The sequence below is a fragment of the Variovorax sp. 01T439_2 genome (assembly GCF_056398445.1).
Genome location: NZ_JBFTPJ010000105.1, coordinates 1 through 12,552 on the forward strand (window position 1 = coordinate 1; position 12,552 = coordinate 12,552).

Below are 12,552 nucleotides of genomic sequence, written 5' to 3' on the forward strand. Positions count from 1 at the left end.
GCTCCAGCGCCACCATGCCGGTGGCCACCGCCACCGCACCGCCGCCCGACGAGCCGCCCGGCGTGCGCCCGGCGTCGAGCGGGTGCACCGTGCGGCCGTACACCGGATTGGCGCTCTGCCAGTCGGCCAGCCCCGGCGGCACGTTGGTCTTGCCGAGAATCACCGCGCCCGCCGCCTTGAGGCGCGCCACGGCGACCGCGTCCTGCTGCGGCACGAAATCGCGGAACTGCGGCAGGCCCCAGCTGGTCGGCAGGCCGGCCACGTTGAAAGCCTCCTTCACCGTCATCGGCACGCCCAGCAGCGGCCGGCGCTCGCCGCGCGCAAGGGCCGCGTCGGCCTCGGCGGCCTGGCGGCGCGCCCGGTCGAAGTCGCGCACCACCACCGCGTTGAGCGCACCGTCGATCGCCTCGATGCGGGCGATGGCGGCTTCGCACAGCGCGGCGGCGCTCAGCTGGCCGGCGGCCAGTGCCCTGGCCGATGGGGCGGTGCCTGCGGCGAGCAGGGCGGTGGGATCGAGCGGTGTGGCCATGGCGAGCCTTTCCTTCTTTCCTGATGCGCAGCGGCAGACGCAAAGCCGGCGGCGCGATGAACAAGACCGGGCATCATGGCCGGCATGGAAATCGAGTTCAAGTTTCATGTTCCCGCACAGCGCCTGAAAGCCGTGGAGGCCGCCATGCGGCGCGGCAGCGTGGTGCGCACGCGGCTGCAGGCGCGCTATTTCGACACCGCGGACCAGGCGCTGGCCGCCCAGGGCATCGTGCTGCGCCTGCGCAAGGAAGGGCCGCGCTGGGTGCAGACGGTCAAGGCCACCGGCGACAACGCGCTGCACCGGCTCGAACACAACGTCGACCTGGGCGCCGCGGCGGCGGGCGGCGGCGCGCCGGCCATCGACCCGCAGCGCCACCAGGGCACGCCGGTGGGCGAACGGCTTGCCCAGGTGCTGGCCGCGAGCGGCGCGCCGCTGGTGGAGCGCCAGTCCACCGACATCGTGCGGCTCACGCGCGACGTGCGCACCACTGGCGCCGGCACGGCCGTGGTGGAGCTGGCGCTCGACGTCGGCAAGGTCATTGCCCATGCGGGCACGCCGGACGAGCGCGAGTCGCCGGTGTGCGAGCTGGAACTCGAGCTCAAGCGCGGCGGCGTGCAGGGGCTGGTCGCGCTCGCGCGCCGCTGGTCGCAGCAGCACGGCCTGTGGTTCAGCACCGTGTCCAAGGCCGAGCGCGGCACGCGGCTGCTGGCGAAAGTCGATGCGGTTCCGGCCGTGAAGGCCGAGGCGCCGCGCTTTGCCAACGAGAAAGAGAAGCCGGGCGGCCCCGCCATCCAGCAGGCCGTGGTCGCGTCCTGCCTCGCGCAGATGCTGCCCAACGCGAGCGAGATCGCCGCGGGCAGCACGGATGAAGAGCAGATCCACCAGCTGCGCATCGGCATCCGGCGCCTGCGCACCGCGCTGCGCGAACTCGCGGGGCTCGACCCGCGCACCGGTCTTTTCAACGGCGCCGAATGGGAGCCGCCGCTGGTCGAGGCCTTCCGCGCGCTCGGCGCGCTGCGCGACCGCGAGCAGGTCGTGAGGCTGGCGCAGCCGCAACTGCGCGATGCGGGGGCGCCGGAGTTCGATCCCTTGGCTGGCGACGATGCGGCGCCCGAGGCGCCGTCGCCCGGCGAGGTGGTGCGCGCGCCGGCGTTCCAGTCGGTGCTGGTGTCGCTGATCGGCTTCACCGCGGCCACCGCCGGGGAAGCTGCGCCGCAGGCCGAAGCCGAAGCTGCCGGCCAGCCCGCGTCAGCGCCGGTGCCGCTTGACGCCGCCGAGGCGCGGCGCCTTCTGCGCAAGCGCCTGCAGCGGCTGCGTCGGCAGGCGGTGCGCGACGGCCGCCGCTTCGAATCGCTGTCGGCCGAAGACCAGCACCGCACGCGCAAGCGGCTCAAGCGCCTGCGCTACCTGGCCGAATTCGCGGCGCCGCTGTTCGCCGCCGATGCGGACGACGACAAGGAAAAGCCGGCCGCCGAGCGCTACCTGAAGCGCCTGCGCCCCGCGCAGGACGCGCTGGGCGAATTCAACGACGAAGCCGTGGCGCTCGCGCTCTACCGCGAAGCCACCGCGCGCGATGCGCGCGCATGGTTCGCCGTCGGCTGGTTCAGCGCGCGCCACGCAGCGGGTGCAAAGGCCTGCCGCAAGGCGCTGGGCCGGATCGCAAAGGCGCCGCGGTTCTGGAAGAAGAACTAGAACGACCGGGCCGCCGGACCCGATCGGTCAGTGATGGTGCCCGTGCGCACCATGCACGTGCCGATGCTCGATCTCCACCGGCAGCGCCGCGCGCACGTCCGTCACCTGGAGGCTGAACTTCAGCGCCTTGCCGGCCCAGGGGTGGTTGCCGTCCAGCAGCACGACCGGGCCCTTGATCTTCATCACGGTGAAGAGGTGCTCGGTGCCATCGTCGAGCCGCCCCTCGAGTTGCCCGCCCACCTTCACGCCCGGCGGAAATTCGGACTTGGGGATGCTGCGCACCAGCGACTCGTCGCGCAGGCCGAAGGCGTCTTCAGGCGCCAGGTTCAGCGTGGTCTGGAAGCCCTTTTCCTTGCCATCGAGCGCTTCCTCGATCTTGGGCAGCGTGTTCTCGTAGCCGCCATGCAGGTAGGCCATCGGCTCAGGGCTGGCTTCGATGAGCTTGCCCTGGGCGTCGGCGACCTTGTACTTGAGGGTGACGACTGTGTCTTTTTCGATTTTCATGGGGGGCGATTCTCCCGCAGGGGCGAAGCGGCCGCGCGCGGCTGGCGAGCGCCCCCGTGGGGAAGCATGGCATGGACTTTGCGTGGATAGTACAACTCCCGATTGTCGATTGTTCGACAATCCATACCATCACATGCCATGACAGCCGCCCCGCCGCCCGTTCTCCGCATCCAGGCCCTGCACAAGCGCTACGGCAGCCACCACGTGCTGCGCGGCATCGACCTCGACGTGCTGCCCGGCGACCGCATCGCCATCATCGGTTCGAGCGGTTCTGGCAAGAGCACGCTGCTGCGCTGCCTCAACTTCATGGAAGTGCCTTCCGCCGGGCAGGTGGTCCTCAAGGGACGCGCCGTGGGCCGGCCCGTGCCGGGGGGCCACCTGTCCGGCGGCCAGCAGCAGCGCGTCGCCATCGCCCGCGCGCTGGCCATGGAGCCCGAGGTGCTGCTGTTCGACGAGCCGACTTCCTCGCTCGATCCCGAGCTGGTGGGCGAGGTGCTCGGCACCATCCGCGCGCTGGCCGACGAAGGCCGGACCATGCTGCTCGTGACGCACGAGCTCGGCTTTGCCTACCACTTTGCCAACAAGGTGGTGTTCCTCGCCGACGGGCTGCTGCACGAAAGCGGCACGCCCGACGAGGTGCTCAAGCACCCGAAGCAGGAGCGCACACAACGCTTCATCGAGCGCTTCACCGCCTTCCACTTCTGATCCCAGGACCCTCATTCATATGCACGCCGACAGCGCCCCCTCGAAGACCAGTTCCCAGGCCTACGCCCCCGATGCACGCAACGACGCAGTGCTCGTCTACGTGAACGGGCAGTTCGTGCCGCGTCACCAGGCGGTGGTGTCGGTGTTCGATGCCGGCTACGTGTGCGGCGACGGCGTGTGGGAGGGCGTGCGCCTGGTCGACGGCCGCATCATCTCGTTCGACGCCCACATCGACCGCATGTACGAGGGCGCGAAGTCGATCGCGCTGGACATCGGCATGACCAAGGCACAGACGAAGCAGGTGGTGGTCGACACCTTCCTGCGCAACGGCATGCGCGACGGCGCGCACGCCCGGCTCATGGTCACGCGCGGCGTCAAGAAAACGCCCAACCAGGACCCGCGCTTCATCATCGGCGGCGCCACCGTGGTGTGCGTGGCCGAGCACAAGGTGGTCACGCCGGAGGCCAAGCGCAACGGCCTGAAGCTCTTCACCTCGACCTTGCGCTGCAGCGGGCCGGACGTGTTCGACCTGCGGCTCAATTCGCACAGCCGCCTCAACCTGATCCAGGCCCTGATCCAGGCCATCCAGGCCGGCGCGGACGAGGCGCTGATGCTCGACCCCCACGGCTTCGTCTCGAGCTGCAATTCCACCAACTTCTTCGCGGTGCGGGGCGGCGCGCTGTGGACCTCGTCGGGGCGCTACTGCTTCAACGGCATCACGCGCGCCACGGTGGTGCGGCTCGCGCGCGGGGCGGGCATCCCGGTGCACGAAGGCGACTTCACGCTGGCCGAGGTCTACGCGGCCGACGAGGCCTTCGTCACCGGCACGCTGGCCGGCCTCACGCCGGTGTCGTCGGTCGACGGCCGCGCGCTGGCGCCGCTCGGCCCGCTCACGCAGCGGCTCGACGCGCTCTACCGCGCCTACATCGCCAGCGCGAACGAAGCCCATGGCGCGCTGCCTGCGGCCGCCTGAACGTCGCAACGCCCCCTTCAACTCCAGTCCACGGAAAGCCCATCCCATGAACGCCACCACTCCCTTCCGGCGCCTGCGCCGTGCCCTCGCCCTGGCGCTCGCCGCCTCCCTGTCGCTCGGCAGCCTTGCCGCCGGCGCGCAGACCAACACGCTGCAGAAGATCAAGCAGAGCGGCGAGCTGCGCATCGGTGTCGCGCCCGGCGACCCGTGGTACTTCCGCGATCCCGCCTCCGGCACCTGGACCGGGCTCGGCGTGCTCCTCGGCGAACAGGTCGCCAAGGAAATGGGCGTGAAGATGACGCCGGTCGAGACCACCTGGGGCAACAGCGTGGCRGCGCTGCAGGCCGGGCAGATCGATGCCATGTTCGTGCTCGATGCCACCGAGGAGCGCAAGAAGGCGATCGACTTTCCGGCCAGCCCGCTGCTTTGGTATGCGCAGGGCGTGCTCGCGAAGGACGGCCTGGTTGCCAAGAACTGGGCCGACCTCGACAAGCCCGAAGTGCGCATCGGCGTGGCGCTCGGCACGGCGACCGACCGCGACCTGACCACGCGGCTGCCGAAGGCGAAGATCGAGCGCTTCACCAACACCGACGAGACCGTGGCGGCCTTCATGTCGGGCCGCGTCGACGCGATCGGCTTCTATCACCCGGCGCTGGTCATTGCGTACTCGAAGATCCGCAAGGGCAAGGTGCAGGTGCCGCAGCCGGTCGTCGCGCTGCCGACCAGCGTGGGCATCCGGCGCGAGGCCGATGCGGGCTTTCGCAACCAGCTCGACGGTTTGATCGGCAAGCTCTACGCCTCGGGCCAGACGCAGGCGCTGTACGGCCAGTACCTCAAGACCAAGGGCATCGACCCGGCCACCGTGCCCGGCGTGATGAAGGAAACGCTCGGCCAGTAGGCCGGGCCGCATCGAACCGGCGGGCGGGCGCACATGAACTACGAATGGGACTTCAGCGGCGTCTGGGCGCACCGCGACATGCTCCTGGCGGGCTTCCTCGGCACGATGAAGATCGCCGCCGTCGCCATTGCGCTGGGCGTGGTGTTCGGCGTCGTGCTCGCGGCCCTTCGGCTGTCGGGCAGGACGTGGCTCGCCAGGCCCGCGCTGTGGGTGATCGAGTTCTATCGCAACACGCCGCCGCTGGTGCATTTCTTCTGGGCCTTCTACGCATTGCCGGTGCTCATCGGCGTGAGCCTGGACCCGTACGCGGCGGCGGTCATTGCGCTGTCGACGCAGTCGGGCGCGTTCTTCGCCGAGGTGTTCCGCGGCGGGCTGGTGTCGATCGAGCGCGGGCAATGGGAAGCGGCGCGCGCCGTCGGCATGCGCTCGCACCAGGCCTTGCGCCGCGTGGTGCTGCCGCAGGCGCTCGCGCGCATGCTGCCGCCGTTCATCGAGCGTTCGTTCGAACTCATCAAAACCACCGCGCTGGCCTCCACGCTGGCCTACTCCGACCTGCTCTACCAGGCCATGCAGCTCAACTCGATCACCTTCCGGCCGCTGGAGGTGTACACGGTGGTCGCGGCCATCTTCTTCCTGGCGCTGTTCTCGCTGAGCCTCGTCGCACGCGTGGCCGAGCACCGCCTGGCCATCTCCACCCGCGCGGCAGGACACTGACGATGGACTTCACCTGGGACTTCTCGGCCGTGCTGCAGCACTGGCCCGTGCTGCTCAAGGGCGTGGGCGTCACGGCCGGCCTGTGGGCCGTCGCCTTTCCCTCGGCCATGGCGATCGGCCTCTTGATCGCGCTGGGCGCGCGCTCGAAAAGCCGCCTCGTGGGCGCCGCGACGCGCGGCTACATGGAGCTGTTCCGCAACATCCCGATCCTGATCCAGCTGGTGTGGTTCTTCTACGCGTTCCCGATCCTCACGGGCTGGCAGCTCACGCCCTATGTGGCGGCGCTGCTGGCGCTTTCGCTCAACGCATCGGCCTACTGCTCGGAGATCTTCCGCGGCGGCATCGCCTCGCTGCCGGCGGGCCAGTGGGAGGGCGCGCGCGCCCTGGGCATGCGGCGCGTGCAGGTGCTGCGCCGCGTGGTGCTGCCGCAGGTGCTCAAGCGCATGCTGCCGGCCTTCACCAACCGCGGCATCGAGCTGGCGAAGAACACGTCCATCGCGTCCGTCATCGCGGTGCACGAGCTCATGTACCAGGGCCGCGCGCTGAGCGCCGCCTACTACCGGCCGCTGGAAATCCTGACGGCCGTGGCCGTGGTGTACTTCGTGCTCATCTACCCTGGCGCCTATGCCGCAAGCCGCCTCGAAAAGCGCCTGGCCCTGCGCAGCCACTGACGCCCTCCGCCCACGCCCCGACACCCGACCCGCCGCGATGAAGACCCTCCCCGATTTCGCACCCGCTCCCTCGGCCACGCGGCGCGACTACGTGGCGCAGACCCTGCGCGACGCGATCCTCACCGGCAGGATCGCGCCCGGCACGCAGCTGGTCGAGAGCCACTTCGCCACCCAGTTCGGCGTCAGCCGCGGCCTGCTGCGCGAGGCGATCCGCGAGCTCATCGAGACCGGCCTGCTCGTGAACAAGCCCTACGCCGGCACCTACGTGACCGACATCAGCGAAGAAACCATGAGCGACGTGTACGAGGTGCGCCGCATCATGGAAAGGCAGGCGTTCATCCGCCTGTGGCCGCAGCGCGACGAAGCCTTTCGCGCCGAGATGACCGCGCGCTACGAGGCATTGGCCGAAGCCGCCTCCAGCAGCGAGCTGCATCGCGAGAGCGCGGCGGAGGCCCACTTCCACGGCCTGGTCTACGAGCGCTGCGGCAACCAGCTGCTGCTCGACGTCTGGCGCCAGATGACGCAGAAGATCCAGCTCGGCTTTGCGGTGTGCCGCCTGACGCATGCGCCCAAGCCCGACTTCGCGGAGAACCACCACCTGTTCCTCGAACTGGCCATCGGCAACGACCTCAACGCGATGCTCGAGGAGCTCGATGCGCACCTGCTGCGCGGCCTGTCGACCATTCGGCACGCGCTGCGCAACACGGCCCCGCGCGGCTGAGCATGGGTCATGAAATCCGTTCGCTGCGCAGCATCTCCGGCAGCGCCTCCACCGCACTGAGCTTCTCCATCACCATCCCGATGAACGCCGACACCGCCAGCGGCAGGTGCTTGCGGCTCGGGTAGAGCACGCTCAGCCCCTGCCCGGTGCGCTGGTACTGCGGCAGCACCGGCACCAGCCGGCCGGCCTCCAGGTCGAGCCGGGCCATGGTGGGCGGCAGCAGCGCGATGCCCAGGCCGGCGAGCGCGGCCTTGCGCAGCGCCTGCGCGGTGTTGCCGCTGAAGCGGCCCGCAACCTGCACTTCTTCTTCCGCGCCGCCGGGGCCGGCCAGGCGCCAGAGGGTGCGGCCGCTCGGATGGGGCGAGGTCACGCAGTCGTGCTCCGCCAGCTCCTGCAGGGTGGCGGGCGCGCCGCGCGCGGCGATGTAGGCGGGGCTCGCGACCATGCCGTCGGTCCGGGCGCCCAGGAGCTTGCGGCCGACGTAGCCGGAGTCGGGCAGCGCGCCGCCGCGGAATGCGATGTCGATCTGCTCGGCGATCAGGTCGGCCCGGGCGTCGCTGAGTACGAAGTCGACGCGCACCAGCGGATGCGCGGCCAGGAAGCCGGCCACCCACTCCATCGGGAAGAAGTCGAAGAAATCGGCCGTCGCCGCCACGCGCACCAGGCCGCTGGGCTGCTGGCTGCCGGTGATCAGCGCCTGCCCGGCCTCGACCAGCCCGTCGACCGCGCCCGCGCAGCGCTCGTGGAACGCCCGGCCCGCGCTGGTCAGCGTGAGCCTGCGGGTGGAGCGCTGCATCAGCCGCGTGCCCAGCTGCGCCTCGAGCTGCTGGATGCGCCGGCTCACGGTGTTGGGCGGCAGGCCCAGCCGGCGCGCCGCCCCGGCAAAGCTGCCGTGGCGCACCACCTGCACGAACATGGCGATGTCGTTGAGGTCGAGCATGGCGGGGATTCCTTCTATTGATGGACGAGTGCAATCCGATTCTGCCGTCTAGTCGATCAATGGGGGCCGCCCTAACCTTCTGCCCATGACTTCCACATCTCCCGCTTCCACTTCCACCACAACCCAGCGCCRCATCGTCTGGGGCGTCCGCATTCTTCTGGCGCTGGCCTTCGGCGCCGCCGGCCTCGCCAAGCTGGCCGGCGTGCCGCAGATGGTCCAGGTGTTCGAGGCGGTCGGCTTCGGCCAGTGGTTCCGCTACCTGACGGGCGTGGTCGAGGTCGGCGGCGCGGTGCTGCTGCTGGTGCCGGCGACCGGCTTCCTCGGCGGCCTGCTGCTGGCCGCGACCATGGCCGGCGCCGTGGCCACGCACCTCGTGCTGATCGGCGGCAGCCCCGCGCCGGCCATGGTGCTCCTGCTGCTGTCGGCCTTCGTGGCGTGGCGCCTGCGCCCGGTGCCGGCGGCCAGGGCCGCCTGATCTTTCTTTCTTCTTCCATCGGGTTAAGGAGCCTCCCATGACCACCGCCGTTGCCGCCACCATCACCACCGAAGCCCGCGCCATCGTCTACCGCACGCGCGGCTCGCAGCACGGGCCGATCACGCGGCTCATGAGCCCGGGCGACCTGGGCGAATTCCTCAAGCCCTTCGTGTTCCTCGACCTTTTCGGCTTCGACACCTCGGGCGGCCGCAAGGGCTTCGGCATGCACCCGCATTCGGGCATTGCCACGCTGACCTGGCTGATCGACGGCGACACGCTGTACGAAGACACGACCGGCGAGCAGGGCGTGCTGCCGGCCGGCGGTGTCGAGTGGATGCGCGCCGGCAACGGCGTGTGGCACGACGGCGCGCCCGCGCCGGGCACCCAGCGCGTGCAGGGCTTCCAGCTCTGGGTGGCCCTGCCGGCCTCGGAAGAAAACGCGCCGGCGCAGAGCATCTACCTCGCACCCTCGCAGGTGCCACGGGAAGGCCCGGCGCGCGTGCTGCTCGGGCGCCACGGCGCGGCGCAAAGCCCCATTCCGGCCCCGGCGCCGATCAACTACCTGGCCGTGCAGCTGAAGGACGGCGAGCACTGGCGCTACACGCCGCCGGCCGGCCACACGGTGGGCTGGATCGCGGTCGACGCGGGCCGGCTCGATGCGGGCGGCGGCGAACCGGTCGCCGCCGGCGAGCTCGCGGTGTTCGAGGAATCGGGCGCGGCCATCGGCTTCGTGGCCCATGGCGACACGTCCTTCGTGCTGGGCTCGGCCGCGAAGCATCCGCATGAACTGGTGATGGGGCACTACTCGGTGCACACCAGCAAGGCGGCGCTCGAGCAGGGCGAGGCCGAGATCCGCCGCATCGGTGCGCGGCTGCGCGAGGAAGGCCGCCTGCGCTGAGTGCATTTCAGCGCTGCACCCTGGTGCAGCCGGCGCCTTCATGGCGCAGCCATGCCGCCCCAAAGGCACCGTCCGGCCCCACGCGCCGCGCGCACTTTCCCCAGTGCGCGCGGCGTTTTTCCTGGCGCCCGCCCTTTGCCGGCGCGCCTTTGCGCACTTCCAGCCGCCTCACCAAGGGCTTACCCCATCACGCAGGCCTGCATATTGCTTAAGACTGTCGTCGGTTGACTGTCGACAGTTTGCGCAGTCGATCCGATGAACCCCGAACATGGCGCCGGCGGCCTCCCGCCGGGCCTGATGAAAAAGGAACGCGACATGCAATTGCAGGCAGTGGGCCGCCAGGCCCCATCCGTTTCCGATGCCGAGCGCCAGGTGCGCGAAGACCTGGCCGCCGCCTACCGGCTGGTGGCGCACTACGGCATGGACGACAGCATCTACACGCACATCTCCGCGCGCGTGCCGGGCACCGAGGACCAGTTCCTGATCAACCCCTTCGGCATGCTGTTCAAGGACATCACGGCCTCGTCGCTGGTGAAGATCGATCTCGATGGGCGCATCCTCGACGACTCGCCCTGGGACGTGAWCCCGGCCGGCTTCACCATCCACAGCGCGGTGCATTCGGCGCGCCACGACGCGGCCTGCGTGCTGCACACGCACACGGTGGCGGGCGTAGCGGTGTCGTCGCTGGCGGGCGGGCTGCAGCCCTGCAACCAGTGGGCGCTGCAGTTCTACAACCGCGTGGTCTATCACGACTTCGAGGGCATCGCGCTGGACGCCGATGAGCGCGAGCGCCTGGTGGCCGACCTGGGCCCGGCGGCGCGTGCGCTGATCCTGCGCAACCACGGCCTGGTCACGCTCGGGCGCACGGTGCCCGAGGCCTTCATCCTGATGCTGAACCTGGAACGCGCCTGCCGCGTGCAGGTGGCGATCCAGTCGAGCGGCCTGCCGGTGTATCCGGTGCCGGCCGAGGTCTGCGAGAAGACCGCGCAGCAGTACGAAAGCGGCGACAGCGTGCGCCAGCCGGGCCAGCCCGATCCCAACGCGCGCGAATGGCGCGCACTGCTGCAGCGCATCGATCCGCTTCCCGCCACCTCGTACCGCGACTGAACGCGGCGGCGCCGCCATCTGCGGCGCCCGCGTTCTTCCGTTCCCGTTTCTTCGTCCCCACCCGCTCGCACAGAGCCACAAGGAGTTTCCGCACATGAAACGTCGCAACCTCATCCAGATGGGCGCCGCCTCGGCCGCCGGATTGACGCTGGCGGGTGTCCCGCTGCACCTGCTGGCGCAGGGCAAGAAGGGCGGCGTGATCAACGCCGTGGTGCAGCCGGAGCCGCCGGGCCTGATGCTGGGCATCACGCAGAACGGCCCCACGCAGATGATCGCGGGCAACATCTACGAGGGCCTGCTGCGCTACGACGAGAAGATCAACCCGCTACCTTCGCTGGCCACCTCGTGGACCGTCAACAAGGAAGGCACGCTCTACACCTTCAAGCTCAAGCCCGGCGTCACCTGGCACGACGGCAAGCCCTTCACCTCGGCCGACGTGGTGTTCTCGGCCGACGTGTTCCTGCGCAAGACGCATGCGCGGCTGCGCGCCAACCTGGCCGCGGTGGAAAGCATCAAGGCCATCGATCCGCTCACGGTCGAGTTCAAGCTCAAGTACCCCTTCGGCCCCTTCATCGGCATCTTCGAGGTCGGCAGCATGCCGATGATCCCGAAGCACATCTACGAAGGCACCGAGTTCGCGGCCAACCCGGCCAATGCCACGCCCATCGGCACCGGGCCGTTCAAGTTCAAGGAATGGGTCAAGGGCTCGTACATCCAGCTCGTGGCCAACGACAAGTACCACGTCAAGGACGTGCCGCTGGTCGAGAGCGTGTACTTCCACATCATTCCCGATGCAGCCTCGCGCGCGGCGGCCTTCGAGTCAGGCAAGGTCGACCTGGTGCCGGGCGGCGCGGTCGAGTACTTCGACGTGCTGCGGCTTTCCAAGCTGCCGGGCGCGGCGGTCACCACCAAGGGCTGGGAGTTCTTCGCGCCGCATTCGTGGCTGTGGCTCAACAACCGCAAGGCACCGATGGACAAGCTCAAGTTCCGCCAGGCCGTGATGTACGCGATCGACCGCGAAGCCATGGCCAAGATCGCCTGGCAGGGCTTCGCCAAGCCGGCGACCGGGCCGTTCAACAGCAATATCAAGTTCCACAGCACCGACGTCGCCAAGTACCCGCGCAACGTGGCCACCGCCAAGAAGCTGCTCGAAGAAGCCGGCTACAAGGGCGAGACGCTGCGCCTGCTGCCGCTGCCCTACGGCGAGACCTGGGCGCGCTCGGCCGAGATCCTGCGCCAGAACCTCGCGCAGGCCGGCATCAAGGTCGAGCTCGTGGCCACCGACGTGGCCGGCTGGAACCAGAAGCTCAACGAGTGGGACTACGACCTCGCCTTCACCTACGTCTACCAGTACGGCGACCCGGCGCTGGGCGTGGCGCGCAACTACACCACCGGCAACATCGCCAAGGGCTCGCCCTTCAACAACGTCGAAGGCTATTCGAACCCGAAGGTCGACGAGCTGTTCGACGCCGGCGCCAAGGAGAGCGATCCCGAGAAGCGCAAGGCCATCTACCTGCAGGTGCAGAAGATCCTGCTCGACGAAGTGCCCGTGGCCTGGCTGCACGAGCTCAACTTTCCGACGCTGTACCGCACCAAGCTTGGCAACCTGATCACATCGGGCATCGGGCTGAACGACAGCCTGGGCACCGCGACGCTCGCATGACGGCCAGCCCGCAGCACATGCAACGCAACAGGAGCCCCCGATGAAACGTACGCAGTTCATGC

14 protein-coding genes are annotated in these 12,552 nt (G+C 69.6%); 11 read left to right on the top strand and 3 right to left on the bottom strand.

The window, feature by feature from the left end:
- A partial coding sequence (locus AC1DOC_RS07475; protein WP_478129607.1) for an amidase family protein occupies positions 1 to 529 on the bottom strand: 529 nt, incomplete at its 3' end.
- A 75-nt stretch (positions 530 to 604) separates the two neighbouring features.
- Here AC1DOC_RS07475 and AC1DOC_RS07480 point away from each other — a divergent pair.
- Positions 605 to 2,221, top strand: coding sequence for a CYTH and CHAD domain-containing protein (locus AC1DOC_RS07480; protein WP_478080360.1), 1,617 nt, complete (start codon positions 605 to 607; stop codon positions 2,219 to 2,221).
- Between the two features lie 27 nt (positions 2,222 to 2,248).
- On the opposite strand, the gene AC1DOC_RS07485 is transcribed toward AC1DOC_RS07480, so the two are convergent.
- A complete protein-coding gene (locus AC1DOC_RS07485; RefSeq protein ID WP_015867985.1) occupies positions 2,249 to 2,725 on the bottom strand; it encodes an FKBP-type peptidyl-prolyl cis-trans isomerase in 477 nt (158 codons plus the stop codon).
- Positions 2,726 to 2,863: 138 nt separating this feature from the next.
- Between AC1DOC_RS07485 and AC1DOC_RS07490 the strand changes: the two genes are divergently transcribed.
- Genes AC1DOC_RS07490 through AC1DOC_RS07515 form a run of 6 tightly spaced genes read left to right on the top strand, consistent with a single transcriptional unit; the run spans position 2,864 to position 7,407 of the window.
- On the top strand, positions 2,864 to 3,430 hold the full coding sequence (locus AC1DOC_RS07490; RefSeq protein ID WP_478129608.1) for an amino acid ABC transporter ATP-binding protein: 567 nt from the start codon (positions 2,864 to 2,866) through the stop codon (positions 3,428 to 3,430).
- Positions 3,431 to 3,449: 19 nt separating this feature from the next.
- A complete protein-coding gene (locus AC1DOC_RS07495; RefSeq protein ID WP_478080361.1) occupies positions 3,450 to 4,403 on the top strand; it encodes an aminotransferase class IV in 954 nt (317 codons plus the stop codon).
- Positions 4,404 to 4,449: 46 nt separating this feature from the next.
- Positions 4,450 to 5,301, top strand: a complete 852-nt coding sequence (locus AC1DOC_RS07500; RefSeq protein WP_278876024.1) for a transporter substrate-binding domain-containing protein — start codon at positions 4,450 to 4,452, stop codon at positions 5,299 to 5,301.
- A gap of 33 nt (positions 5,302 to 5,334) precedes the next feature.
- The gene (locus AC1DOC_RS07505; protein ID WP_062363906.1) at positions 5,335 to 6,015 is read left to right on the top strand and encodes an amino acid ABC transporter permease; all 681 of its coding nucleotides are present in this window, start codon (positions 5,335 to 5,337) and stop codon (positions 6,013 to 6,015) included.
- Positions 6,016 to 6,017: 2 nt separating this feature from the next.
- On the top strand, positions 6,018 to 6,686 hold the full coding sequence (locus tag AC1DOC_RS07510; RefSeq protein ID WP_015867980.1) for an amino acid ABC transporter permease: 669 nt from the start codon (positions 6,018 to 6,020) through the stop codon (positions 6,684 to 6,686).
- Positions 6,687 to 6,723: 37 nt separating this feature from the next.
- Positions 6,724 to 7,407 (top strand): GntR family transcriptional regulator, encoded by a 684-nt coding sequence (locus AC1DOC_RS07515; protein ID WP_015867979.1) that lies wholly within the window; start codon positions 6,724 to 6,726, stop codon positions 7,405 to 7,407.
- Positions 7,408 to 7,414: 7 nt separating this feature from the next.
- Here the strand turns inward: AC1DOC_RS07515 and AC1DOC_RS07520 are convergent, their stop codons facing one another.
- A complete protein-coding gene (locus AC1DOC_RS07520) occupies positions 7,415 to 8,347 on the bottom strand; it encodes a LysR family transcriptional regulator (RefSeq protein ID WP_478083825.1) in 933 nt (310 codons plus the stop codon).
- 85 nt (positions 8,348 to 8,432) lie between these two features.
- Between AC1DOC_RS07520 and AC1DOC_RS07525 the strand changes: the two genes are divergently transcribed.
- The 4 genes from AC1DOC_RS07525 to AC1DOC_RS07540 all read left to right on the top strand — a co-directional run bounded on the left by AC1DOC_RS07525 (position 8,433) and on the right by AC1DOC_RS07540 (position 12,490).
- Positions 8,433 to 8,822, top strand: a complete 390-nt coding sequence (locus tag AC1DOC_RS07525; protein ID WP_478129609.1) for a DoxX family protein — start codon at positions 8,433 to 8,435, stop codon at positions 8,820 to 8,822.
- A gap of 37 nt (positions 8,823 to 8,859) precedes the next feature.
- Positions 8,860 to 9,720, top strand: coding sequence for a pirin family protein (locus AC1DOC_RS07530; protein ID WP_478080364.1), 861 nt, complete (start codon positions 8,860 to 8,862; stop codon positions 9,718 to 9,720).
- A gap of 315 nt (positions 9,721 to 10,035) precedes the next feature.
- Positions 10,036 to 10,827, top strand: a complete 792-nt coding sequence (locus tag AC1DOC_RS07535; protein ID WP_478129610.1) for a class II aldolase/adducin family protein — start codon at positions 10,036 to 10,038, stop codon at positions 10,825 to 10,827.
- Positions 10,828 to 10,921: 94 nt separating this feature from the next.
- Entirely contained in the window at positions 10,922 to 12,490 is a 1,569-nt protein-coding gene (locus AC1DOC_RS07540; RefSeq protein ID WP_478083827.1) for an ABC transporter substrate-binding protein, read from the top strand.
- Positions 12,491 to 12,552 lie beyond the last annotated feature (62 nt).